At 50.2% G+C, this 23,861-nt stretch carries 20 protein-coding genes; 4 read left to right on the forward strand and 16 right to left on the reverse strand.

The genetic code is table 11. The annotated features are described in order from the left end of the window. The first annotated feature begins 411 nt into the window (after positions 1 to 411). Positions 412 to 831: an MBL fold metallo-hydrolase gene (locus tag KD147_RS10495; RefSeq protein WP_212547821.1), complete on the forward strand. Its 420-nt coding sequence runs from the start codon at positions 412 to 414 to the stop codon at positions 829 to 831. 27 nt (positions 832 to 858) lie between these two features. Here the strand turns inward: KD147_RS10495 and KD147_RS10500 are convergent, their stop codons facing one another. The 10 genes from KD147_RS10500 to guaB all read right to left on the reverse strand — a co-directional run bounded on the left by KD147_RS10500 (position 859) and on the right by guaB (position 14,982). Next, complete coding sequence (locus tag KD147_RS10500; protein ID WP_212547822.1) at positions 859 to 1,461, reverse strand: 4Fe-4S single cluster domain-containing protein; 603 nt, start codon at positions 1,459 to 1,461, stop codon at positions 859 to 861. A gap of 2 nt (positions 1,462 to 1,463) precedes the next feature. Next, positions 1,464 to 1,970 carry a hypothetical protein gene (locus KD147_RS10505; RefSeq protein ID WP_212547823.1) on the reverse strand — a complete coding sequence of 169 codons (507 nt, stop codon included), beginning with the start codon at positions 1,968 to 1,970 and terminating at the stop codon, positions 1,464 to 1,466. Next, complete coding sequence (locus tag KD147_RS10510) at positions 1,970 to 2,179, reverse strand: DUF2997 domain-containing protein (protein ID WP_212547824.1); 210 nt, start codon at positions 2,177 to 2,179, stop codon at positions 1,970 to 1,972. Before KD147_RS10510 ends, KD147_RS10505 begins: the two co-directional genes overlap by 1 nt. Further along, positions 2,172 to 4,370, reverse strand: coding sequence for a hypothetical protein (locus tag KD147_RS10515; RefSeq protein WP_212547825.1), 2,199 nt, complete (start codon positions 4,368 to 4,370; stop codon positions 2,172 to 2,174). The genes KD147_RS10510 and KD147_RS10515 overlap by 8 nt, the downstream gene beginning before the upstream one ends. A 149-nt stretch (positions 4,371 to 4,519) precedes the next feature. Beyond that, positions 4,520 to 6,226, reverse strand: coding sequence for a hypothetical protein (locus tag KD147_RS10520; RefSeq protein WP_212547826.1), 1,707 nt, complete (start codon positions 6,224 to 6,226; stop codon positions 4,520 to 4,522). Further along, a complete protein-coding gene (locus KD147_RS10525) occupies positions 6,223 to 9,696 on the reverse strand; it encodes an AAA domain-containing protein (RefSeq protein WP_212547827.1) in 3,474 nt (1,157 codons plus the stop codon). Before KD147_RS10525 ends, KD147_RS10520 begins: the two co-directional genes overlap by 4 nt. 15 nt (positions 9,697 to 9,711) lie before the next feature. Continuing rightward, positions 9,712 to 11,307, reverse strand: coding sequence for an AAA family ATPase (locus KD147_RS10530; RefSeq protein WP_212547828.1), 1,596 nt, complete (start codon positions 11,305 to 11,307; stop codon positions 9,712 to 9,714). Between the two features lie 68 nt (positions 11,308 to 11,375). Further along, positions 11,376 to 11,702 carry a glutathione S-transferase family protein gene (locus KD147_RS10535; protein WP_212547829.1) on the reverse strand — a complete coding sequence of 109 codons (327 nt, stop codon included), beginning with the start codon at positions 11,700 to 11,702 and terminating at the stop codon, positions 11,376 to 11,378. A 110-nt stretch (positions 11,703 to 11,812) separates the two neighbouring features. Then, positions 11,813 to 13,390, reverse strand: a complete 1,578-nt coding sequence (guaA, locus tag KD147_RS10540; protein WP_212547830.1) for a glutamine-hydrolyzing GMP synthase — start codon at positions 13,388 to 13,390, stop codon at positions 11,813 to 11,815. Between the two features lie 122 nt (positions 13,391 to 13,512). After that, positions 13,513 to 14,982: an IMP dehydrogenase gene (gene guaB, locus KD147_RS10545; RefSeq protein WP_212547831.1), complete on the reverse strand. Its 1,470-nt coding sequence runs from the start codon at positions 14,980 to 14,982 to the stop codon at positions 13,513 to 13,515. A gap of 134 nt (positions 14,983 to 15,116) precedes the next feature. On the opposite strand from guaB, the gene xseA reads away from it, so the two are divergent. Next, positions 15,117 to 16,475: an exodeoxyribonuclease VII large subunit gene (gene xseA / locus KD147_RS10550; RefSeq protein WP_212547832.1), complete on the forward strand. Its 1,359-nt coding sequence runs from the start codon at positions 15,117 to 15,119 to the stop codon at positions 16,473 to 16,475. On the opposite strand, the gene KD147_RS10555 is transcribed toward xseA, so the two are convergent. From KD147_RS10555 to KD147_RS10565, 3 genes are all read right to left on the reverse strand, one after another. Next, positions 16,438 to 17,154: a hypothetical protein gene (locus KD147_RS10555; protein ID WP_212547833.1), complete on the reverse strand. Its 717-nt coding sequence runs from the start codon at positions 17,152 to 17,154 to the stop codon at positions 16,438 to 16,440. The two genes, xseA and KD147_RS10555, sit on opposite strands and share 38 nt — an antisense overlap. A 19-nt stretch (positions 17,155 to 17,173) precedes the next feature. Then, a complete protein-coding gene (cysE, locus tag KD147_RS10560) occupies positions 17,174 to 17,989 on the reverse strand; it encodes a serine O-acetyltransferase (RefSeq protein WP_105199651.1) in 816 nt (271 codons plus the stop codon). A gap of 107 nt (positions 17,990 to 18,096) precedes the next feature. Further along, on the reverse strand, positions 18,097 to 19,119 hold the full coding sequence (locus tag KD147_RS10565; RefSeq protein WP_212547834.1) for an AraC family transcriptional regulator: 1,023 nt from the start codon (positions 19,117 to 19,119) through the stop codon (positions 18,097 to 18,099). A gap of 165 nt (positions 19,120 to 19,284) precedes the next feature. On the opposite strand from KD147_RS10565, the gene KD147_RS10570 reads away from it, so the two are divergent. Beyond that, positions 19,285 to 19,605: an Mpo1-like protein gene (locus tag KD147_RS10570; RefSeq protein ID WP_212547835.1), complete on the forward strand. Its 321-nt coding sequence runs from the start codon at positions 19,285 to 19,287 to the stop codon at positions 19,603 to 19,605. 27 nt (positions 19,606 to 19,632) lie between these two features. After that, positions 19,633 to 20,376 (forward strand): class II aldolase/adducin family protein, encoded by a 744-nt coding sequence (locus KD147_RS10575; protein WP_212547836.1) that lies wholly within the window; start codon positions 19,633 to 19,635, stop codon positions 20,374 to 20,376. 76 nt (positions 20,377 to 20,452) lie between these two features. Here the strand turns inward: KD147_RS10575 and KD147_RS10580 are convergent, their stop codons facing one another. The 3 genes from KD147_RS10580 to KD147_RS10590 form a co-directional block, all read right to left on the reverse strand. Continuing rightward, complete coding sequence (locus tag KD147_RS10580; RefSeq protein WP_212547837.1) at positions 20,453 to 22,018, reverse strand: AMP-binding protein; 1,566 nt, start codon at positions 22,016 to 22,018, stop codon at positions 20,453 to 20,455. Positions 22,019 to 22,042: 24 nt separating this feature from the next. Further along, positions 22,043 to 22,549: a 2,4'-dihydroxyacetophenone dioxygenase family protein gene (locus KD147_RS10585; protein WP_212547838.1), complete on the reverse strand. Its 507-nt coding sequence runs from the start codon at positions 22,547 to 22,549 to the stop codon at positions 22,043 to 22,045. Between the two features lie 78 nt (positions 22,550 to 22,627). After that, entirely contained in the window at positions 22,628 to 23,695 is a 1,068-nt protein-coding gene (locus tag KD147_RS10590) for a zinc-binding dehydrogenase (RefSeq protein ID WP_212547839.1), read from the reverse strand. Between the last annotated feature and the right edge of the window lie 166 nt (positions 23,696 to 23,861).

Raw genomic sequence — 23,861 nt, forward strand, 5'->3', positions numbered from 1 at the left:
CGCTATCCCAATATCGAGTCAGAGTAAGTAGTACTGACTCTTGTTGACAACATTCTGTATGTTGCTATTTCTAAATCGTAAACGCCCAAAGTTAATGTGCCATTAGCCCAAAAAAAAGCCCGTAATGACGCGGACTTAAGTATGATTTAGTGCTTGTTAGTGCCAGACGTTTCCGGCCTAACAATTATTCCCATTCTATTATCAATAGAACAACAAACAAGTTATAAAACAATACCTTGAAGAACAACCCAATCAAAAAAAACCATGAAAAATGCCATGCATCGTAAAAACGCTTCAGATGTCGGATTAGCCTCTTCAGATAGCCAACTCACCCGCATTACCATCACAAACATCCAGCTCAACTAGGAGGCCTCGCGCGGCTTTTACAAAGCATCTTTCGCCAAGAGCTGCATGTTGAGACGCCCCCCCAAACACGCCAAACACCATTTCTGTGTTCACGACAGCAGCAGTCACAGTATTTCCACCGGTGATACTTTTGGCATTTCCTACAAGGTGTTTGACTCGCCTGCGGGCGAAAACCTGTTGTTTGTCACCACCACACATGTGCACTTAGACCCGCTCGCCATTAGTGCCAGCATCGAACGGCTGGTCGCACTTGAACCCAGGTTTATGTACCTGACCCACTACGGGCCGGTGCAGCCGATGACCGCGAATGCCCGGCAGTTACTGGCATCACTGGATGCCTTTGTCGCCATCGCCGAACAACACGCCAGCCCGCTTGAAGGTCGTCACCAGCGCATTGCCGAAGCCATGCTCGACTGGCTGACAACACAACTGGAGACTATCAACCCAGCGGCAGACCTGCAATAGGCCCGCGCCTGGCTGGGCAAATCCAAGTCACTTTGAATCTATTAAAGTCCCGAAAAAGCTGGTGTCCGGGTAACCAAGAACTCTGATAGAAGCATTTTCATCAATAATGACTTCGACCTCGTTAGCGTCTTCTGGCGGCTCCAGAGGAATTCTGCCCCCCGCCAGGTAAATTAATTCCTGATTTGACGAGCCCCTCCAACGAAGATTCGTATTCCTTAAAGAAGAAGAGTAGCGACCGGTTATCATCAAGTCACAATGTTCTCTGAGCAACGCCCAATCCTTGCGTTTTACTAGCTCACTATACGTAAAACCGGTATATAAAACCGTCGAGCAGCCCGAGTAGCGCCTGATAGACCTTAATAACCAACGTGTGCTTGGTGCCTGTTGTAGAGGCTCACCTCCTAGTAGGGTTATGCCATCAATATCCTTGTATTGAAGAATTTCATCCAATAATTGCTCCCGATGTATCAATTGGTTAGGCTTAAATGACCACATCTGCTGATTCCAGCATCCTTCACAAGCTAACGAACAGCCCTGGAGCCAAATAACGTAACGTTTACCAGGGCCATATATATGGCTTTCTGGTTCAATATGGGCAACGTTGAAGTATTCGCCGTAATCTTTGGCCACGGCTACACCATCCGGGTCAGAACCAGTTGGATCTGACCTTTACTGTTGGTAGTTTCCTTAATGGAGTACCCTTGGGCTTTAGCCTTGGCAATAGCCTGCTGGCGCGTTGCTTCAACACGGGCTTTACGTTCTTCTTCAAGGCGAATTCGTTCCTGCTCGACCAGTTTTTCCAGATGCTTTTCATAAGCAGATTCGTAAGCACCACTCACATCAGTCAGAAATCTGGAAACCTTGATATAACCCTTTTCGGAAAAGCGATCGACGGTACGACCTGCGTACTCATCTGAATCATGCATCATTACCCAACGATCTCGCTCAAACCGAAATAGCTGGCGGCCGTTGTAATCACTACGATTCGTTAGAATATCCCCAATCTGAAGTCGATTGAGCTGAACAAGATCAACATCACTTGAAGTGACTCTTTGTGGTTCAGCCCCAAGCGCTGTGAGAGCCTCCATCAGCACTTCTTCAATCACAAATGGCGTAGCGGTTTTGATTACAGCACTCATCAGGATTTACCCCTGAGCGACTGAACCCGAGCCGTTTGTTGAGACTGCTGCTGATGATATTCATCGGTCTTCTTTACGCTGCTGACGACACCTTCCAGATTGAGTAATTCATCCAGCGCCTCCAGACAGCTTTCGCCCTTGAATCCACAGGTTTTGGCGCTAATGGCTCCGTCGTCATCAATGGTCAGGGTAATTTTCTGTTCAGGCATTGGCGGACTCCTTGTCGCATACAATTTTTGCGTTCAAACGTTTTGCATCCTGTCTGGCCTGATTAATCTGAGCAGTATCAAATACCACCAGATAACGATTCTGCTGATATTTACGCAGTTCCGTTCCTTCTACGGGCGGCTCTTCTGATGGCCACAGGAATTGGTTTTCAGCAGCTGTATTACCTTTCAGACCGAGCTGTTTGGCAAAGGCATCAGATGCTTGTTTCGGCTGATATACAAACGATGAACCATGTTCATTCAGTGCTTTTTCTGCTCGCTCCTGTTCAGCTCTGCTGTTATCCAGTGCTTTTTGAGCCTCCTGGATATCACGCTCGATTTTCTTCACGCCTTGTCCATGATCAGCCAAGCAGCGCTCAAAAGCGCTGTAATGCTTTTTCCAGGTTTTGTCTTTAATGGATGTTTTCCAATTGTTAGCCTGACCCACATCCATCGACTGCAGAGCTTCTCGCCTGGCTTTTATACAGGCCTGGCGAGCCTGTTGTGTTAATTCTTCACATCTGGATTTGGCTTGTTGAATAGCCCCCTGTCGGGCCTGCTTTTCCTGCTCATCAGCGTCTTTGGGTGCCGCCTGCGGAATATCAGGCAAAGCTTCTGCAAGAAACTGTTCAAGCTTAAGGTCGTTGATTTCAGTGTTATTCAGCTGATGATCTGTCAGCTTTTCGGCAGCCGAGATCCAGCTAGCTCTGAATTTTTGCTCAACCAGAGAAGTGGCCTCGGGTTTATTCTTTTCCAACTGGTCAAGAGCAGACGACTTCTGCCTTCGTGACTCGTTTGCCGTCAATTGATCAGCTTTTAATGCATCACGACGTTGCTCCCAACGCTGATTCTGTTCGGCCTCGTCCAGCTTCTGCTCGGTGTCGACACCACGCTTGCGAATTTTATCTTGCAAGGTTTCCAGGCGCTGGCGATGTTGCTCTCGTTCCGCTGGTGTTGCGGTAATGACAGACCAATTATTGAGGGCATCGATTTCCTGATTCAGGGATTTCACCGACTGTCCCTGCCCAAGTAAGAATCCCTTGATAAAGCCTCTAAGTTTGTCAGCGATACTGGCTTGCTGTTGATCGATTTTAGACTGGGCGCTAGTCAGCACCTCGAGTCGTTGCTGCCAATCTTTTTCTGAGCTTTCCCAGGCCTGATACAAGGCATCCGGCTTTGCAGACTCAGGGCAGTATGGTGGGTGTACGACCACATCATAATCAATGAAGTGGGCCAGCTGGCTACGTTGCCAACCAGTCACCCCGGATGCCAGCTGCTCGGCATCATCATTCAGGAAGCTGTCGATACTCTGGGTGCTGATACCCTCAAGCTCAATTTCACGAACGTCCTCAACCACATATTCCAGGCCCGGTTGATCAGCGAAACGGAGTCGTTGCTGATAATCGCATTCGCCTATCGCTGTTTTGACTAGATACTGCCAGGCGGCCTCTTCAAAGGCCTGTTCGTAGGCCTGCTCAAGTTTCTGGCTTTGCGCTGCTGATAGCTTCAAGCACCAGTTGGCAGCAGCAAAATCAATTTTATCCGGAAGCAACCAGTTGCCATCGCTCGATAATAACAATGACGGAATCTGGTTATCCGTAAGCGCTACACCAGCACGAACCTGTTCTGCTACTTCGCTGGATTGAGTTCCCAATAACAACCGCCAGCTATCACCGGAAGCACCAAAACCGGAATGAGTGGCCGCTTGCAGATGTTCCAGCGTATCGCCCAGGCAATCGTTCAATGTGCCGCATAGCTGATGGGAGTGGTTGGTAACGACAGCGCCATCCGGATGCTGAACGCTGGATTGCTGCTGGTTCTGTTGCAGGTATTCCTCATTGCTATTTTCCCAGAACAGTTTGCAGAAACTGCGGAAACTGTCATCGATCTGCTGACGCTCCAGCTGGATTCCCCAGGCAGGTTGATCAGCAGATACCAAAGGCTGACCGGACATCAACAGCAGCCCTTGAGCCTGAGTGGTGGAGTGATCTACCAGCACCAAAGTACCTTGCTGGCTCACACCCGTGCGAATCAGACAACGACCAGACAGGGTATCAATCGCCACCTTATTGGCGTTTTTCTCGCCCAACAGCAGATAAATACGAATGCCTTTTTCTGCCTGCTCTTTGATGGCCTGAATCAGCAATTCGTCTTTCAGTTGCTCACAGGCAATCAGCAGGGTCAGACGAGCCATGGAGATAATCCGGCTGAGAAACTCACTATTCCGCATCGGCAAAACGCTACTGAAGTCTGCATCAGACTCCTGTTTGCTGAACAAAGCCGGTAAATGCTCGTGCTGGTAATCGATTCGAAATTGTTCCTGACGAGGTACGATCCGTGTCATCAGAGAGCCTCCGCTACTGTGTTATTGATCTGGTCTTGCAAGTATCGAGGCAGCTCAGCCTCTTCTTTCGGAGTGAAGGTCGGTGAGCCATCAACAATAAATCGGCCACCACTCTCACGAATAAAATCAAGCCCGCTGCTGCATTCCCAGCACCAGGTATGCTCCGTACCGACCAGAATCCAGTAGCGACCGTGGTTATCATTTTGCTTTTGCAGGATTTCGCGCGACCAGCTGTCTGGCAGTTCTGCTTCTTTTCCGTGCTGCCTATCCAGCGTCAACAGCAAGCCATCAGCATCAGTAAAATAAGCAGCCACTGAATTCAGGTTGCGGCTCTGACGTGGGGTATGTACATAACGATCTGAATAGATGAAGTGTTCGATATATTCACCACCTGTCAGCTGTTGCAATAACTCACCAAGATCCAGTAGATCAGTATTTACCAAGCTGATTGGCATCCGTAACTTGCGGCTTCTGGACGAAGTGAGATCCGCCATTGCGGCAACATGCCAATAAGCCTGCGGCTGACTTTCGCGTGAAATCTCTGACAGCAAGGACTGCTGTTCTTTAAGTGGTAACTCAAAGTCATTCAATGCAATATGATCCAGCCATTGTGCCTGATTTTTACGAGCCTCCGGCGATGAGTGGTACTTTCTGCTATAGAAGTCTTCCAACCAGAAACGATGCCAATCTTCAGCATCAGCTTGGTCAGCTGGTTGAATGGGAATATGCTTAGCCTGAACTGACTTAAACCGACCTATAACAGTTGAAAGACCCGAACAATTCAAGCTACCGATCTGTAATTTCTGGACAGCGGATGGATAACGCTGAATCGACTCCAGAGATGCCTGCAAGCGACGGTCTTTAATCAACCAATCGCCGTCGAATTCTCCGGCAATAGCCGCCATGACATCGTTCAGGTGATCACCAAAATCGTCAATGGAGAGAGCCAGAGCTTCTGGGCGTGAGCCGGTTTTGTTCTGCTTGAATTGCAACATATCCAACTGGCCATTTAGGCTAACTAGCGACTGCGAAAAGTCGAGCGTCCATTCAAGCTCAATCTCTGCTGATTTTTCGGGCGAGCAAATCACTTCGGGTTCGAGCGATGCCAGCTGCAGGCTGTAATGCTTAGGCTCAGTCTTGTTACGATCGACAAAGGACTCTTCCAGAACGTTCAGCTGTACAGGCTGCTTTACTTGGAATTCTGACCGAGCTGCGTCCGCTCCTTTTTTCCAGCTTGGCATATTGGGGTCAAAAAATGCCGTATCCAGCTGCATCATGACCGGACGAGTGCCCAGCAACGGATCATTATCTGTGTACCAGATATGATAAAGACCTCGCTCTTTAGCTTCGAACAAACCGCTATCAATAACTTGCTGACCTTTATCCGTGATTCCGGATTCATCCCACAGCGTTTCTCGCTTGAGATATGCCCTCAGTCGAGGCGGCATATCAGCAGGATTGTTTTGCATACTCTTTAACAGGGACACCAGATCGGGGCGCTTCCGCAAAAACGTACATCTGGCGATAATGGGAAAACGCTTTAGCTGAACATTTCGACTGAGCGTTAAGGCTAGTGAGCCTTTTTTGTTTACATTCTCTTTGACAGGCGTGGAGTGGTTTTTAGCCTCACCTGCCGGTTCATTAGCGTCAGCGATTCCTTTCAAGTCTGAAAAGGAACTCATCTGGTGTTTTTTATGGTTACTCATGATCGAGACTTCCCTTTCTTACCTGCATTGTGGTGCGGTTGTTTTTGGCTATTTTCAGTCGAAGCACAGCAGGATTCTGCGAGTTTCTTTAGCTCCAGCGTACGGGAACGCTGAGAGAAATATTCATGATGCCCAACAATCACCAACTGGAAACGGGCACGGGTAATGGAAACGTTAAGACGGTTGGGCGAGTCCATAAAGCCATCACGGTTGGTATTAACCATCGACAAGAACACCACATCCGCTTCCTGCCCCTGGAAGTAATCCACCGTCGCCAACTTGATCGATATGCCTTTGAAATTAAATCGTGCATAACGATAGGCATTACCCGGCAGCTTTTTAAGGGCTTCCCGCAGGGCTTTTTCCTGACCTTTGTAGAAGGTCAAAATCGCAACGTCGAAGGCTTCGCCTTTTTTGTTTTTGCTTTTGCCTTCTGCCCAAGCACAAAACGCCTTCAGCTCTGTTATCAGAGCCTGCGTTTCTTGTTTATTGCTATTGCCCCTGGTTTCTCCCCGAATATCCAGCCAGATATTACGAGACTTATACCTTGTGTATTGCCATGCCCGGTCAGAAGCTGTTTTACCGCCATCCTTCAAAACACCTTGTGGGTAAAATTGCTGTCGAGGGAATGCCGATATATCCGGATGCATCCGATGTTGATAGGTCAGCGTCGTATAGCGTTGGGATTTTTCAGAAGCATCAAAACCCTGATTCAAGGTCGTTGGATCGTCGCTCTTGCGTTTAACCAGTCCATCCCCCGATAGGGCCTCCAGAATCGACGGGAAAGCAATATTTTTGAGTACATGAATTCGGCCATCAGCTGATACTGACTTGGGGAAAAGCCGTTCCAGAGTATCTTCCAGATAACCGGTTTTCTGCTTCTGGTTGGTGGATAACCGCAGCCAGTACTCGCGCTCCAGACGCCAGCACACTTCTTCCGACCATTTAGTGCTGTCGATACGGTCGAGCAACTCTTTATGAACCTGAACGGTATCCTTGTATTCAGAGGTTTTAACTTTAAACGACTTACAGCCAGTTCCCGAAACCTTATGCTGCGCCGCTTGGGACGTGCGGCACCAATCGGGATGCAGTACCAGCATATCGTCAGGAATCCAGCCAGTCAGTTCCCCCAGACAGCTTTCTTCGATAAAAAGTAAATTGTGGCTATATAGCTGTTCAGGATTCAGCTGAATCTGTTTCAAGCCAACCATGTGGCTATTTGCATCACGTCCCGCGTTTGCCATTACGACCAACAGGTTATCCAGGCCCTTGGCAAGTTTTGACAGCGAAGTACGTGTTCGAATTTCTGCAACCAATGCACTTGCAACGTCACGGGTAACAGGCACCGACACTGGATGGGAATAGGGATTCCGATGGTCACCTCGCAGCTCCTCCAGCAGGAAGCAGGCTTGCTGGACAGCAGCAGGAAGGTTCTGACCGGGTATTTTACCTTTTGGTGGAACCAGCATCAGATTATCGAGGTTGGCGACGATCTGCTCACGATCAGTGAACGGCGATAGCTGACGCACGTCGCCTACCAATACCCAGCGTTTGGCGAAGCGGGCAGGCACCAGGAATTCCTGAAAAGTGGTTTTACTGCACTCGTCGATGATCATCACATCAAACGGTGGCTCGCCAGTATCCAGCGACACCTCGCGATCATTGAACAGTCTCAGAATACCGATGGTAGTACCGCAAACCAGATTGGAAGAATCTACCATCAGCTGCTTGCTGAGCTGATCACACCCGTGGATTTTCTGAAGACCACTGAGCATATTATCGAACTGGAATTCTTCAACACCGATGGCATTGTTTTCATCACCGATGCGCAACGGAAAGATCTGTGCCGACAGCGCTGGGTTTTCCTTGATCCGCTCCAGCACATTGTTGATCGCGGCATGGGTCGAAGCTGACAACAGAACACGCTTGCCCTGCATCACCAGCTGCATGATCAGTTCAAGAATGGTGGTAGTTTTACCTGTCCCTGGCGGGCCATCCAGAATGGTGAAGTCCTCATTCGCCAGGGCCTTGGCGACAAACTCGCGCTGACGATCACAACCATCAAAGTTTGGATCCGTCAGTACTGTCCAACTGGACTCGGGAATTTGCTGCGGCTGAACGTCTGGCCAACGGACTTGCCCACGTTTCTGCAGCATATGAACCAGCGGCCAATGGCCTACTGAAGGGCGATTCATCAACTGATTGATGGCATCCTTCTGGCGTTTGAGCTGGCTGGTGTCTACGCTGACACGAATCTCAGTCGTTTTTCCCTGTTGGGATGGATATTCGCTGTTCCAGTTTTTCTTGCCTTTGATATTTCTGGCCAGCAGGATCTGGCGCTCTCCTTGACGTGCTTTAAGCACACGAAAACCGTTATCAAATTTTCGTTCAGTCGAGTCTAGAATCTTGATGTTTTGGTTATCACCAAAGAAGTAATCCAAATCGGATCTACCGGTATCTTCGCCGCCTTCTTTCTCGATCAGCTGAATCCATTTTTCTTCGACTTTGGCAGACTCCACTGTCCAGGATAGCTGAGGAAAAGCGGAGCATTTCAGAACATCAGAATCCTTCAGTTGTTCCGTTCCTCGACTCTCGAGTACCAGAACTTGGCTTTTGTCCTTCTGATCCCCCTTTGTGGCAAGGCTTTCAACCTTCAAATCCCAGTGTTCACTTTGCAGAGAGTGCTCCTGACATTGAAAGTGACCACAACTCAGCCTTGCCAGTTGCTTACTGGTAATGTCGTCCAGCTTATGACCGTCTACCTGAGGCTGTAACTCTGAAAACAGCAACCAACTATTACCTTCGGATTTGGCTTGCCATTGCTTAAGCCTGGATTCGTCCAATCCAGTGATCAAAGTGAAAGGTGTGTCTTGCCCGCCAATGGACAGTTTGCTACCGGCTTTCACATGGCCTTGCACAGTCAGCCCAGCACCATTTTGCCGCATCACTTTACATAGTTGGCCATCAATATAAACAGAGTCCAGCTTGTCAATTTGAACAGCCAGTGGACGCAGTTCCAGCTGATAACCGCTCCATGAGATAGGATCGTCGTCTAATTCAAGGTCAGGCAAATACAGCTGATGATCCGAGGCGCTATAACCATCGTTGGGGATATCTGTCTCTCGTCGTCCTTTACCTTTGCCTTGTCGAATAGGGTCGTCCTCATCCGGGTCAAAATCAGCATCGGGTAGCTCTCCATCAACGGTGAGAATTTCAAACCAGCCTTGCTTACCAGCCACAACTTCAATTTCGCTCACTGGCAACAGTTGCCAGATCAGTTTGTCAGGCTTGAGCTGATAGCGCTTGTTGGCGACAGGCTTCCATTCGCAGCTGACTTCCTTGTTCTCCAGTGCCTTGATGCTGTTATTCAGGTAATGCATAAACGGCATCAGGACACTGTTGGTCTGGCTGGCCAGTTTGGCAGCCTTGAAGCCTTGCTGTTCAAGGGCTGTAAAAAACGGGTTTTCCATAACAAGCTATCCAGATTATTTTTTCACGAAAGGGTTTTCGCCTTCCTGTTTGAGACGGGGCTTTTTACTGCTGGAAAGATCCAGAGCTTCTGGCTCGGCAGAGCTGGCAGGAACTGCGCGCCCCTTCGCCCAAGCACGGGTATCCTGAATCATTTCCGCCATGGTCAAAGACAGTGGAGAGGTGGCCTGAATGGCCTTGAGGATATCGTCCTTGTTTAACTGGTGGCCTTCGTCAAAAGCCAGAAACATGGCCTCCTTGACGGCTTCTTCCAGTTCAGCTCCGGTAAAGCCCTTGCTGGCGAGCGCCAGCTCATCCAGTTCGTCTTGCGTAAAATCATCGAAACGATTTCGGCGTTTCAGATGAATAGAGATAATGTCTTTGCGATCCTGCTGCACCGGCAGATCGACAAAAAATATTTCATCGACACGACCTTTCCGTAGCAACTCTGGTGGTAATTGGGCGATATGGTTGGCAGTCGCGACCACAAACACCGGTTTTTCCTTTTCCTGCATCCAGGTCAGGAAGGTACCCAGCACCCGAGACGTAGTGCCGCCATCGCTTGCACCGGAGCTCTGCAGGCCTGACAGGCCTTTTTCGATTTCATCAACCCAGAGAATACTGGGCGCCAGTGCTTCGGCAGTTTGTAGTGCCGAACGGATGTTAGCCTCAGACTGCCCCACAATACCGCCGTAGATTTTGCCCATATCCAGACGCAACAGAGGCAGTTGCCAGGCATTCGCCACTGCTTTGGCGGCCAGGCTTTTACCTGTGCCCGGCAAACCGAGCAACAACACACCTCTGGGAGTTTCCAGGCCAAAATCACGGGCGTCTTTGGTGAACGACTGACGACGGCGATTCAGCCAGGATTTGAGGTTATCGAGGCCGCCGATATCGTCGAGCGTGGCTTTCGGATGAAAGTATTCCAGATGTCCGCTCTTGCGAATCACCTGCTCTTTTTCTTTAACGATAAAAGGGATTTCAGATTCGGTGAGACGTCTGAACTGGCAAGCGGCCTTTGAGAAAGCCAGTTGGGCTTCGCTGGTTGAGAGACCAAGTGCAGACTCGATCAGAGCGGATGACTCTTGATAGTCCCTGTCGCCCAGTTCATATCGCTGCTTGGCCTGTCGCATCAGAGTTTTGAGGTCATCGGTATCCGGTAATGGCATTTCCATCACCTGTACCTCTTTCTCCAATTCTGGAGGCAGTAAAGGAGCAGGCTGGGATAACACAACAGTGACGTTATTGATTTCACGGCTGGCAACGGCGATCGCAAATGCACGCAAGCGGCTGATCAGGGTGTGCTCGTTAAGGAAATGATGGAAATCTTCCAGCAGCAGGATGAAGTCAGGCTCTTCATCGTCTGCACTGATATCCACTAACCACTCGAGAACTTCTTGAGGCTGTTCCCCCTCATCCGCCCACTCCCAGCAATTGTCTTCGAAATCGTATTTCATCAAGCCCTGGGGCATGTTCCAGATGTAGAGGTCTCTGTTCAGGTCTGTGGCTGCCTGAATGCAACAGGCGCGAATCAGCAGGGTTTCGTGACTGATTATTTGAATAACCGGTGCCGCTGCTTCCGTATTTAGCTTGAACAAATCCCCAAATTTCACTGTCTAACCTCCATGTTGAATTGCCAGTAACTATAACTCATGACAGATGTATATAAGCATTAGAAATATCAAAACTCCGCCAACACCCAAGCGGAGCTTCTGGCCCTGACCCGCTGTAAATAATCCACACAGACTGATCCCGCCGCAATAATCGGCCCCTGTTCATCCAGCACTGGGATACCCTCCAGATGAGCGAGAAATGGCGTCAGCATACTGTCGGCCATGCTGTAGTACTCACCGGCCAGCCACTGGCTCTGGCTCAGCTGCTGTTCAACAATCGCAATAAAGCCACGAGCCGAAAGTTGATAAAGGAGGGTGCGCTCCGGGCGATGGCGCACATGCAGCGGTGCGCCGACACTCGAGCTGGCTTCCCTGCCAACCGGTAACGGCAACATGTTTGCATCCTTGCGAAGTTATTACAGGCTCAGGTTAGCACGTTGAGCAGGGCACCCTGTAATTCCATCTACCAAGCGGCATAGAGCCTGCCGTTGCTAGCCAGTACCGGTCACTCCCACTCGATAGTCGCAGGCGGCTTACCTGAGATATCGTAAACTACGCGAGAAATGCCGTCGATTTCGTTGATGATACGGTTTGAAACCTTACCTAGGAAGTCATACGGTAGGTGTGACCAACGCGCCGTCATAAAGTCGATGGTTTCAACACAACGTAGGCTTACAACCCAGTCGTATTTACGCGCATCACCCATTACACCTACCGACTTAACTGGTAGGAATACAGTAAATGCTTGCGACACTTTATGATAAAGATCTGCTTTATGCAGCTCTTCGATGAAAATCGCATCGGCACGACGAAGCAGGTCGCAGTACTCTTTCTTGATTTCACCCAGTACACGTACACCTAGACCCGGACCTGGGAATGGGTGACGGTAAAGCATGTCGTAAGGCAGGCCTAGCTCTAGACCAATCTTGCGTACTTCGTCTTTGAACAGCTCGCGCAGTGGCTCAACAAGGCCCAGTTCCATATCTTCAGGAAGACCGCCCACGTTGTGGTGTGACTTGATCACGTGTGCCTTACCAGTCGCAGAGGCCGCTGACTCGATTACGTCTGGGTAGATGGTACCCTGAGCAAGCCATTTTGCGTTTACACGCTTGCCCGCTTCTTCGTCGAATACTTCGATAAAGGTGTGGCCGATGGCTTTACGCTTAGCTTCTGGCTCGTCAATGCCTTCAAGGGCTTTCAAGAAGCGCTCTTCTGCATCAATCTTAACTATGTTCAGACCAAAGTGGTCGCCGAACATATCCATAACCTGCTGGCCTTCGTTTAAACGCAGTAGACCGTTGTCAACGAACACACAGGTCAGCTTGTCGCCAATCGCTTTGTTGATAAGCATGGCCACAACCGATGAATCAACACCACCAGAAAGGCCTAGAATAACTTCGTCATCACCCACTTTCTCTTTGATACGGGCAATCGCATCTTCGATGATTTGCGCTGGAGTCCATAGTTTTTCACAACCACAGATATCAACCACAAAGCGCTCAAGTAGGCGCTGACCTTGTAGCGTGTGCGTTACTTCTGGGTGGAATTGAACGCCGTAGAAGCGCTTTTCTTCCCATGACATGGCCGCATGCGGACAAGTATCTGTCTTAGCAGTAGTAGCGAACTGAGGTGGAATGGCTTCAACCTTGTCACCGTGGCTCATCCATACGTCCAGCAGACCCGCGCCGTTTTCACCCAGGTGATCTTCAATGGCGTCAAATAATGGACAGTTACCCACTTTTTCAACCTGCGCGTAACCGAACTCTTTCTTATCAGAGCCGTGTACCTTACCGCCCAGCTGCATGGCCATGGTTTGCATGCCGTAACATACACCAAGAACCGGCACACCCGCTTCGAATACGTAATCGGGTGCACGTGGGCTGCCCTGCTCTACCGTTGACTCTGGGCCACCAGATAGAATGATACCTTGTGGGTTAAATTCACGGATTTGCTCTTCCGTTACATCCCAAGCCCACAGCTCACAATAAACACCAATTTCACGCACACGACGGGCGATTAATTGCGTGTACTGTGAACCAAAGTCTAGGATCAATATACGGGAGTCATGGATATCTTTGCTCATTGCGATCTCATCTAAATTAAATGAAATTGGATTAACGATAATGCTTTTTCGTTAATCAGAAATTAGTAAGGGCTAGCATCTGCGATCGCATTTGCCAGCCCTTGTCTCGTCATGTTTGGCAATTAGCCCAGACGATAGTTTGGTGCTTCTTTGGTGATTTGCACATCATGTACGTGCGACTCACCCATACCGGCTGCGGTAACGCGTACAAAGTGCGGCTTAGTATTTAGTTCTGCAATGGTTGCACAGCCAGTTAGACCCATGGCACTGCGAATGCCGCCCACTTGCTGGTGAATAATATTAGCGATTGGGCCCTTATATGCAACACGGCCTTCAATACCTTCTGGTACAAGCTTTTCTTCTGATTTAGCATCTTGGAAGTAACGGTCTGACGAACCTTCTTTTTGGTTCATTGCACCTAAGCTACCCATACCACGGTATGACTTATAGTAGCGGCCTTGATAAAGTTCAACTTCACCCGGTGATTCTTCGGTACCGGCTAGCATAGAACCAACCATTACCAGTGACGCGCCAGCAACGAGTGCTTTAGCAATATCACCAGAGAAACGGATACCACCGTCGGCGATTACCGGAATATCACGGCCTTGTAAGCCTTCAACCGCATCTGAAATCGCGGTGATTTGTGGTACACCACAACCGGTTACGATACGAGTCGTACAGATAGAACCTGGGCCAATACCTACTTTAACGGCATTTGCACCGGCATCAGCTAATGCAACCGCACCTTCAGCCGTTGCTACGTTACCGGCAACGATTTGTAAATCAGGGAAAGCTTCGCGCGTTGCTTTAACGCGGTCGATTACACCTTGTGAATGACCATGCGAGGTATCGATAAGTAGAATGTCAACGCCAGCTTCAACCAATGCAGCAATACGCTCGTCGGTGCCTGCGCCAACACCAACAGCAGCACCCACACGTAAACGGCCTTGCTCGTCTTTACATGCGTTTGGCTTATCTTGTGCTTTTTGGTAATCCTTAACCGTGATCATGCCTTTAAGTTTAAAGTCATCATTCACAACTAAGATTTTTTCGATACGGTGCTCGTGCATAAGACCTAGAATAGTTTCGCGGTCCGCACCTTCTTTTACCGTTACTAGCTGGTCTTTTTTCGTCATTACTGTCGAAATTGGCTGGTCTAGTTTGGTTTCAAAACGCATATCACGGCTTGTTACGATACCAACTAGGTTGTTATCGGTATCAACAACAGGGAAACCTGAGAAACCTTTATCGTGTGCTAATTCTAAGGCACCTGCGATAGTCAGATCAGCAGTGACAGTAACAGGGTGAGAAACTATGCCCGCTTCGTAAGTTTTTACCTTACGAACATTCGCTGCTTGCTCAGCGATGGTCATATTTTTGTGGATAAAGCCAAGACCACCTTCTTGTGCTAACGCAATCGCTAAACGCGCTTCGGTAACTGTGTCCATAGACGCAGAAACGATTGGCAAATTCAGTTCGATTGTTTTGGTTAGACGAGTTTTAAGGTTTGCTGTATGTGGTAATACAGTTGAATGACCTGGTACTAATAGTACGTCATCAAAGGTTAAAGCTTCTTTAGCGATCCTAAGCATTGGCAACTTCTCACGAATTGGTGATTGGGTGGAGTTGCGGCGGCATTTTATCAGCGATGTACGCATGAGTAAAATAAAATTTGTGCTTTATTTATGATAAACTGCTTCAAGTTTCCCCCAGGCGCTTTATCACTATGTATTCACAATCAAATTCTGCCGCTAACCAGGGCGTTTATACGGTATCTCGACTCAATCGGGAGATCCGTACCATTTTGGAACGTGGCTTTGCCTCGATTGTGCTCACCGGTGAAATTTCCAACTTTGTCGCCCCCGCCTCAGGGCATTGGTACTTCTCGCTAAAAGACGATAAATCTCAGGTGCGTGCGGCCATGTGGCGCGGTAATAATCGCTACGCCAAGTTCCGCCCTAAAGACGGCGATCAGGTGCAAGTGCAGGCGCGGGTGTCCTTATACGAACCCCGTGGTGACTACCAGGTTATCGTTGAGCATATGGAAGCCGCCGGTGAAGGCGCCTTAAAACAAGAGTTCGAGGCGCTGAAAATGCGACTGGCGGCTCAGGGGCTATTTAGCTCGGCCCATAAAAAGCCGTTACCCGGCACCATTAATAAAGTGGGGGTGATCACCTCCTCAACCGGTGCCGCCATCAAGGACATCTTAACCGTACTAAAACGTCGGGCCCCGCAACTAGAGGTGGTGATTTATCCCTGTCAGGTGCAAGGCGACACGGCTCATCAGGGGATCATCGACAAGCTGCAACTGGCCAACGCCCGTAATGAGGTGGATGTGCTGATCGTCGGTCGCGGCGGTGGTAGCTTGGAAGATCTCTGGTGTTTTAATAACGAGCACCTGGCCCATGCCATCTTTAACAGTCAATTGCCGGTGATCAGCGCCGTCGGCCATGAAATCGACACCACCATCAGCGACTTCGTTGCCGATATTCGCGCCGCTACGCCTTCTGCGGCGGCTGAGCTGGTGAGCCCGGACAGCAATCAACTTAGGCAGGCCATACATCATCAAAAACAGCACCTCTACAGTGCCTGGCGTCATCTGCTGCATGCTCGCGCCCAGCAATTGCAGCGACTACAAAGCCGCCTGTCGCAGCAACACCCGGCCAATCAATTGATGCAACAGCAACAGCGTTTGGATGAATTGCAAATGCGTCTGCACCATGCCATGGAGGGGCGTTTAAGCCACCAGCGAGGGCAATTAAACCAGCTTAATATGCGGATGCAGCGCGCCAACCCGGATACTCGGGTGGCGGCGGCGAAATATCAGTTGCAACAGTTGTCGACGCGTCTGGTCGCGGTGCAAAAAGAGCAGCTCTATCAAGCACAATCGCGGCTTGCACAACTGGCAGCCAGGCTCGATAGCATCAGCCCACTGGCGGTATTGGCCCGGGGTTACAGCATTACCAAAAGTGAACAAGGCATTGTGAAGTCAGTGCAGCAGGTGCAACCACAGCAGCAATTAACAACCGTGGTTGCTGATGGGGAAATTATGACTCAGGTGGTTTGCGTTCAACCCAAAAGCTAAGGGAGCCATCGGAGCTCACCGCGCTGGTGCGTTGAAATTGGCGCCACCAGGGCTGTTTGTCTAGGCGTGATTGCAGCTGTCGCCAATCGGTTTGCGGGTCGAGCGTTGTGCCCTCCAAGGCGGAGAACTCGATGCGACACACGGTGCTTTTACATTGCACCTTATCCAGGGCAACCTTGTCGGCAAAGCCTTCACTGAACACAAAGTCACTGGTTTGGGTCTCCGTCAGGTAGGCCCAACTTTCATCACGGGCTTCCTGTTCAAACAGCTGCTGCAGTTGGGATTCCATTTCCTCAGGCCCTTTTAGAGCGCGCTGTAACACCCTTATCTCTTGTTTTGCCTGGGCCAGTTGCTGAGCTAACTGCGCCGCTTCTTCCGAGTTCGGCTCCTCATCTTCAGCGTCAGTACTTTCGGCAAGGGTAGCCGGTGACTCGTCGAGGAATGGTTCGGCCTGAATGGGTTCGACCTGACTGGGTTCGGCCTGAAGCTCTTGGTTACTGTCCGGATTGTCGCTTTCTGCTAATAAAACTGCATCGGCTTGGGAAGGAAGCGCTGCGCTCTGGGGGGCTGAGACCTTAGTTGCCGTCGCCTGTTCGCCGTCGGAAAACAGCGCATAACCGCACCCCAGACCCACAAAAAAGGCCGTAGCAACGGCCATAACTAATTGATTCTTTGCCATACTTTTATATTGATTATTTTTAGAGCATGGCACTAGTATGGGACTTATTTTCCGGTTCGTCATCCAAAAAGTTTTGATTCATGGACTCGGCCGGACAAGGACAATCCGGACGACCCACCACTTTAGCAGGCACGCCAACCGCGGTGGTGTGTGCGGGCACAGGGCTGAGCACCACGGAGCCGGCACCAATACGGGCGCCCTCGCCGACCTCAATATTACCCAGCACTTTGGCACCGGCACCAATTAACACGCCGGCACGGATTTTCGGGTGACGGTCGCCAGACTCATTACCCGTACCACCTAAGGTCACTGACTGCAAAATAGAGACATTGTCTTCAATCACTGCCGTTTCACCGACGACAATACCTGTGGCATGGTCGAACATGATGCCGTGACCGACCTTACAAGCCGGGTGAATATCAACGCCAAACACTTCCGAGCTGCGGCTTTGAATAAAGCGTGCCAGCTCTTTGCGGCCCTGGCGCCACAAGCAATGGGCTAAACGGTGCGCCTGAATGGCATGGAAGCCTTTGAGGTTTAAGATCACCATCAAATAAGTGTCCACCGCCGGATCGCGGTCACGCACCGCTTTAATGTCGTGCGCTACATGGGTCAACATGGCATCGCATTCAACAAAGGCCTGATCGAACAACTCTCGAATCGTAAAGGCAGAAACCACGGCATCGGCCAGCTTATTGGCCACAATAAAGCTCAGTGCCGAACCCAAACAATCATGATTTAGCACGCAAGAATAAACGTGGGATGCCAACAAGGGCTCTTTGGTAACGACTTGATTCGCTTCTTCTCTTAGCTGTTGCCAGATCTCATGACGCATGGCGGTATCCTAGTAGTAACTAACGGCTTATTGCTATAAGTGTAACGGATCTGGCGGCAAACGCGCTATCCCCGAAACTGGCGCGCTGGTTATTAGATATAACTAAATTATTCAACCAGCGTTTCCTCGCCATAGATTATTTCCTCCTGGGGGACATACAAGCTGGGTTTTTCATTACGGTACTGGCTCGGCGAGACGGCAAACCAGCGTTTAAAGGCATGATGAAAGGCACTCAGTTCGCTGTAACCACACAGATAAGCGATTTCACTAAGGCTTAACGTCGACTCCTGCAGCAGCGCACAGCTTTTTTCTTGGCGCAGGGTATCGAGCACGGTGCGATAACTGGTTCCTTCCGCACTCAGGCGCCGCTGCAAGGTTTTCTCGCTCATGCTCAGCATCTGCGCCATGGTTTTACAGCTTAACTCACCGCTGGCCAGCTGTTGTTCTAATAACAGTATCAGTACCTGGCTGATGGCCTTGTGTTTTTCGGCCACTATGCCTTGTTGCAACTGAGCGTGTTCGATTTGGGCATCGGCTTGAAAGTGGATCTGATGGCTGGACGCGCCATATTCGATGGCACAGTTAAAGTACTGCTGCAGTTGTTCGCAGGGTTCTTGGCGCTGCACGCTCACACGGGTGGGCCGCCACTGCTTGCCGGCCACGGTGCGGGCTATTTTGACGCAAAACGCCATCGCCGCCTCATAGCTCTGCGTGCCGATAGCGCCGGTATTCGAAGCAAAATGAAAGCGCAGCTGGGCCTGCCACGGTTGCGGCTCGATAAGCTGGGCATTGGTGGTGTCGCCGATCAGCTTCTGATAACGCAGGATCAGTTTAAAGGCGCTTAGCACACTGTCTTGTTTTAATAAGGCCAGGCCAATCACCGGAATGGCTCTAACATTCATGCTGCCACCGACGGCAATGCCGAGATTCAGCAGCTCACCTCGACGCTCGATGGCCGCTTGCGCCGAATTCCACAAGGAACTGACATTACTTTGTGGATAACGGCTGTCCTTAACCGTTAGGGAATCGAGGGCAATATTGGCGTCATTGAACAAGGTGGTAACGGGCAAACCATGCCACTTGAAGGTTTCGGCCATGGCACTGACCCACCATGATGAAATTGTCCGCATTGCTTGACCTGTAAAATCAATTATAAGACTCACAATAGCAAGCGCAGTGCGAATTTCCAGCATATTGTTAATAAGCGTGCTGATAAGGTGCAGCACCCTTTAGCGGCTGACTATAACAATAATGATCACTGGCACGCTGGTTATTTACTCAACAGGAGAGCGCCCATGGGCCATGTCTCAGATAAAGAAGGCTTTAGCAGCTTTAAGGAATTTTATCCTTATTACCTGCAAGAGCATAAAAACAAGGTATGCCGACGCTTACATGTGCTTGGCAGCACCTTGGTACTCACCGTCCTGGCTGCGGCCCTGCTCAGTGGCCATTATATGTGGTTGTGGTCATTACCGATTATCGGCTATGGCTTTGCCTGGGTTGGTCATTTCTTTTTTGAAAAGAATAAACCGGCCACCTTCACCTACCCGTTTTACAGCTTTCTCGGCGACTGGGTCATGTTTAAAGACATCATCACCCGTAAGGTTCCTTGGTAAAAAGTTCCTTGGTAATAAGGAGTAATAATGAAAGATCAGGTTTCACCCCAAGAATGGCAAGCGCGGGTTGAATTAGCCGCGGCTTACCGATTAGTCGCCCACTTCGGTTGGGACGATTTAATCTTTACCCATATATCCATGCGTGTTCCCGGTACCCAGGACCAATTCTTAATTAACCCCTATGGCATGATGTTTCATGAGATCACCGCTTCATCGCTGATCCGCGTCGATCAACAGTGCAATAAGTTGCATCACAGTGACTACCCGGTGAACCCCGCCGGCTTTACCATTCACAGTTGCATCCATGAAGCCCGTGACGACGCCCATTGTATTATTCACACCCATACCGCCAATGGCGTAGCGGTGTCGGCGTGCAAACACGGGCTATTGCCCATTTCGCAACAGGCGGTGGTGGTGCTCAGCGGTTTGAGCTACCACGACTATGAGGGCATCGCCCTCAATCCGGAGGAAAAAGAGCGCCTGGTTGCAGACTTGCAGGGCAACAACTTTTTGCTCCTACGTAACCATGGCCTATTGACGACGGGGGCGACAGTGGCAGACGCCTTCTTATTTATGTATGCCTTGGAGTCGGCCTGCGCCATACAGGCGCGTACCAACCAAAATCCAGAGCAACTGGTTCATGTCCCACAGCCGATTATCGATGGCATTGAAGGGCAAACTCAGGCGGTCACTAAGGGCCTGGGCGGCGCCTTGGCCTGGCCGGCGTTATTACGCCTGCTTGATGCCAACAATCCCGGCTATGATAGTTAACCATTGACTAGGCCTTCAATAATGGTTAATAAAAAAGCCCCAACATTTGGGGCTTTTTTATTGGCTTACATAGCGATTAAGCGTCGTCTCTCAGTTCCCGGCGGAGGATTTTGCCCACGGTGGATTTAGGCAGCTCCTCGAGAATATGTATGTGCTTGGGTACCTTGTAGTTGGTAAGCTGCTCGCGGCAAAACGCTTGCAACTCTTGCTCATCGACGTCTTGCTTTACGGTGATAAAGGCATGCACCGCTTCGCCGGTGCGCTCATCGGCCTTGCCGACCACGGCCGCCTCAAACACCGCCGGGTGACTTACCAGCACGTCCTCAACCTCGTTCGGATAAACATTAAAGCCGGAGACAATAATCATGTCTTTGAGACGATCAACCACCTTTATGGCGCCATTATCCAGACGAATGCCGACATCGCCGGTTTTAAAATAGCCGTCGGCGGTTAGCGCCTTGGCTGTTTCCTCTGGACGATTCCAGTAGCCCTTCATAACCTGAGGGCCGCGCACCACAATTTGCCCGCTTTCGCCGTCGGCCACTGCCTTGTCATTCTCGTCCCAAAGCTCCACCTCGGTGTCACGCAGCAGCAAACCGACCGTGCCGATTTGCTCCTGTCCCGGCTCGTTTAGGGTGACCACGGGAGAGGTTTCCGATAAACCATAGCCCTCGGATATACTACAACCCGTCACCTTGGCCCAGGCATTGGCGGCGGTTGTGGTCAAGGCGGCGCCACCGGACAAGGTTAAGCGCAAGCTGGAAAAATCCAGTTGTGTGAATTCCTTGGTCGCACACAGACCCACGAACAAGGTGTTAATGCCGGCAAAACAGGTAAAGCGAAACGGCTTAATGGCACTGACAAAGGTATCCAAGTCACGCGGATTTGGGATCAGCACGGAATGATTGCCAGAGGCGGTATTGATTAAAATGCTCAAGGTAAAGGCATAGATATGATAAAGCGGCAAGGGACAAATAAATATCTCGCTGGCATCATCATAGCGGTCAGAAAAGGCTTCCTTGGTTTGCAAGGAATTGGCAATCAGGTTTTTATGCGTTAACTGCGCCCCTTTCGACACTCCGGTGGTGCCACCGGTGTACTGCAGCACCGCCACATCATCTAGCTGCGCACTGGAGCGCGGGTAGTCAACACCCTGCCCTTGAGCCAGCGCCTGATGCCAGGTTACACAGTGCTCGGCTAGGGGGTCACTGCTCTCAAGCAATAAATCCGCGGCGCCGGTGCCGATCACCAGCTCAATCTGCGTCTCGGCCAAAATGGCCTCCAGTTTGGGATACAGATCGCCGAGGATCACCAGGGCCTTGGCTCCGGAGTCATTAAACTGGTGCAGCATCTCCCTGGGTGTGTACAAGGGGTTAGTGTTGACCACCACTAAGCCCAATTTAAAGGCCGCATAAACCACAATGGGGTATTGATTTACATTGGGCAATTGAATGGCAAGACGGTCTCCGGCTCGCAGTCCCTGAGCATAAAAATAGCCAGCCAGTTGCTGTGCCAGTGCATCCACCTGGGCGAAGGTGAGGGTTTTCCCCACGCTGGTAAAGGCGTCCTTGTCGCCATAAGTCTGGCAAGCGGACGAAATAAAGGTATCTAGGTTTTGATACTCATGTAGTTGAGCAAGCATAGGTTTCCTCGCTTTTTATTCTTTTTATTTATTGGAAAAATCATAGCTTGCTTTTGGCTTAATGTATCTAGGTACTATGCCTTGCTCTTTGGCCGCCGCTAACATGGCCTGCTCAATCCAGCCCGCATCCATGATGTTGACGTAGTTGCCGTCAGCATCGAAATTAATATTCGCGCCCTGCACCACCATAAAGGTGTCGGTCAGGCCCTCATTACTCGCTGGAGTATGGAAGGTATGAATGGAACCTCCGGGCTCAAACAAGTAGCTACCCGCCACTTGCTTATCATCCGGATATTCCAGATAGTGCCAACAGCCGCTCATGGTATAGAGATGAACGACGCCGGTGTGGAAGTGCTTAGGTAAGGTTACATTGGGTTCAAACTGCACCCGCAATACCCAAAGCCCGTTTTCAACATCCAACACCAAAGGGTACAGATGCACTCCTGGAAGGGCATTTTTAATGATTTGCTGCTCTTCGGTGTGCACACATAACAGGTGCTCGAGATGATTAACCATATCTGGTAAGGCCATAGTGTGTTCCTCTTGCTTGTTGCTGTGCCTTAAAGGCTTATTATTATTGTGAGTTAAGGGCAGCGAACTGCCCAATTTTTAATCTTGATGAAAGGGGGTCAATGCACCTTGGCGACCCGGCTCAAGGATCACCTTAATGTGGTCATTGGGCTTTAACAGGGTGTTAAAAGCCTCGGCAATGCCGTCCATACCGACCGTTGCCGTACACATTTTTTCCCAGGCGATATCGCCACTGGCGATCATTTGCAACGAGGTGGCAAATTCCTCAACCGAGTAGTAATAAGAGAATTTAATGTCCATTTCTTTGACCGTGGCATAACCAAAGTTCACTTGCGTCATAGCTGTGTGTACGCCGGTGATGACCAGGGTAGAATGGGCCGGCGCACGTTCGATAAAGCCGTTGATAAGCTGATGAATACCAACGCATTCAAAAATCACCACGCGACGGCCCTGGGCCAGGTCACTGGTAAACTTCACTTCATCTTCCTGACTCGGATCAATGGTATGCAAGGCGCCGAATTGCTCGGCAACGTCACGTTTACTGGCCTGCAGATCTGAGGCGACTATCTCTTTCACACCCAGGTGCTTAAGCGCCGCAATGGTCGCCAAACCTATGGTGCCGCAGCCGGCAACCAGAGCCACACAATCGCGGTCGATATCGGCACGATTAACCGCATGTACACCCACAGCTAATGGCTCGGTAATTGTGACGGCCAAAGAGCTTAGGTGCGCTGGCACTTCCAGAAGCAGCTCGGCATCAAGGATAAAATATTCTGAATAGGCGCCACTTAAGCCTGGGGTGACCCCGACACCGGCACCGCCTTGCGTGAGCAAGATTGGTGCACAGGTTACCCGGGTACCGGGCGCAAAACGCGGTGGTGTCTGTGGGCCATAACTCACCACTTCGGCACAAAACTCATGCCCTAACATGATCGGCGCGGAACTTGGCAGATCCTCGGGCAAGGCGCCCATCTTTTTGTAGATCTCGAACACTTCTTCGCCATGGCGAGCTATGTGCAAATCGGAGCCGCAAATACCGCAAGCTAGACTTTTAACCAATACCTGCCCCTCCCCAGGTACGGGAATATCCACGTCAATGTTGCTAATTTGGCCGTTTTGTACTGCCACTGCTGCCATCTTACTCATAGAAGTGTCCTCATTTGACGTTAAATTGATTCGCCCTCTTTTACGCTTAATGAAATAGGCAAGAGGGGACTTTAGATAGTAGTTACAAATCCACGAGGATATCTTGACAAAATGCGACATGGTGATGACATAATACGACATACAAATGACTTCATTGCCGCGGTGA

The sequence above is a fragment of the Pseudoalteromonas sp. BDTF-M6 genome, assembly GCF_018334135.1.
Lineage (GTDB): Bacteria > Pseudomonadota > Gammaproteobacteria > Enterobacterales > Alteromonadaceae > Pseudoalteromonas.

What these genes read in the sequence shown, in the direction of transcription:
- KD147_RS10565 (WP_212547834.1), bottom strand. Translation starts at nt 19,119, where the DNA reads ATGCGGACAATTTCATCATGGTGGGTCAGTGCCATGGCCGAAACCTTC.
- KD147_RS10535 (WP_212547829.1), bottom strand. Translation starts at nt 11,702, where the DNA reads ATGTTGCCGTTACCGGTTGGCAGGGAAGCCAGCTCGAGTGTCGGCGCA.
- KD147_RS10520 (WP_212547826.1), bottom strand. Translation starts at nt 6,226, where the DNA reads ATGAGTAACCATAAAAAACACCAGATGAGTTCCTTTTCAGACTTGAAA.
- guaA (WP_212547830.1), bottom strand. Translation starts at nt 13,390, where the DNA reads ATGAGCAAAGATATCCATGACTCCCGTATATTGATCCTAGACTTTGGT.
- xseA (WP_212547832.1), top strand. Translation starts at nt 15,117, where the DNA reads ATGTATTCACAATCAAATTCTGCCGCTAACCAGGGCGTTTATACGGTA.
- KD147_RS10555 (WP_212547833.1), bottom strand. Translation starts at nt 17,154, where the DNA reads ATGGCAAAGAATCAATTAGTTATGGCCGTTGCTACGGCCTTTTTTGTG.
- KD147_RS10590 (WP_212547839.1), bottom strand. Translation starts at nt 23,695, where the DNA reads ATGAGTAAGATGGCAGCAGTGGCAGTACAAAACGGCCAAATTAGCAAC.
- KD147_RS10585 (WP_212547838.1), bottom strand. Translation starts at nt 22,549, where the DNA reads ATGGCCTTACCAGATATGGTTAATCATCTCGAGCACCTGTTATGTGTG.
- KD147_RS10505 (WP_212547823.1), bottom strand. Translation starts at nt 1,970, where the DNA reads ATGAGTGCTGTAATCAAAACCGCTACGCCATTTGTGATTGAAGAAGTG.
- KD147_RS10515 (WP_212547825.1), bottom strand. Translation starts at nt 4,370, where the DNA reads ATGGCTCGTCTGACCCTGCTGATTGCCTGTGAGCAACTGAAAGACGAA.
- KD147_RS10510 (WP_212547824.1), bottom strand. Translation starts at nt 2,179, where the DNA reads ATGCCTGAACAGAAAATTACCCTGACCATTGATGACGACGGAGCCATT.
- KD147_RS10495 (WP_212547821.1), top strand. Translation starts at nt 412, where the DNA reads ATGTTGAGACGCCCCCCCAAACACGCCAAACACCATTTCTGTGTTCAC.
- KD147_RS10570 (WP_212547835.1), top strand. Translation starts at nt 19,285, where the DNA reads ATGGGCCATGTCTCAGATAAAGAAGGCTTTAGCAGCTTTAAGGAATTT.
- KD147_RS10525 (WP_212547827.1), bottom strand. Translation starts at nt 9,696, where the DNA reads ATGGAAAACCCGTTTTTTACAGCCCTTGAACAGCAAGGCTTCAAGGCT.
- KD147_RS10575 (WP_212547836.1), top strand. Translation starts at nt 19,633, where the DNA reads ATGAAAGATCAGGTTTCACCCCAAGAATGGCAAGCGCGGGTTGAATTA.
- cysE (WP_105199651.1), bottom strand. Translation starts at nt 17,989, where the DNA reads ATGCGTCATGAGATCTGGCAACAGCTAAGAGAAGAAGCGAATCAAGTC.
- guaB (WP_212547831.1), bottom strand. Translation starts at nt 14,982, where the DNA reads ATGCTTAGGATCGCTAAAGAAGCTTTAACCTTTGATGACGTACTATTA.
- KD147_RS10580 (WP_212547837.1), bottom strand. Translation starts at nt 22,018, where the DNA reads ATGCTTGCTCAACTACATGAGTATCAAAACCTAGATACCTTTATTTCG.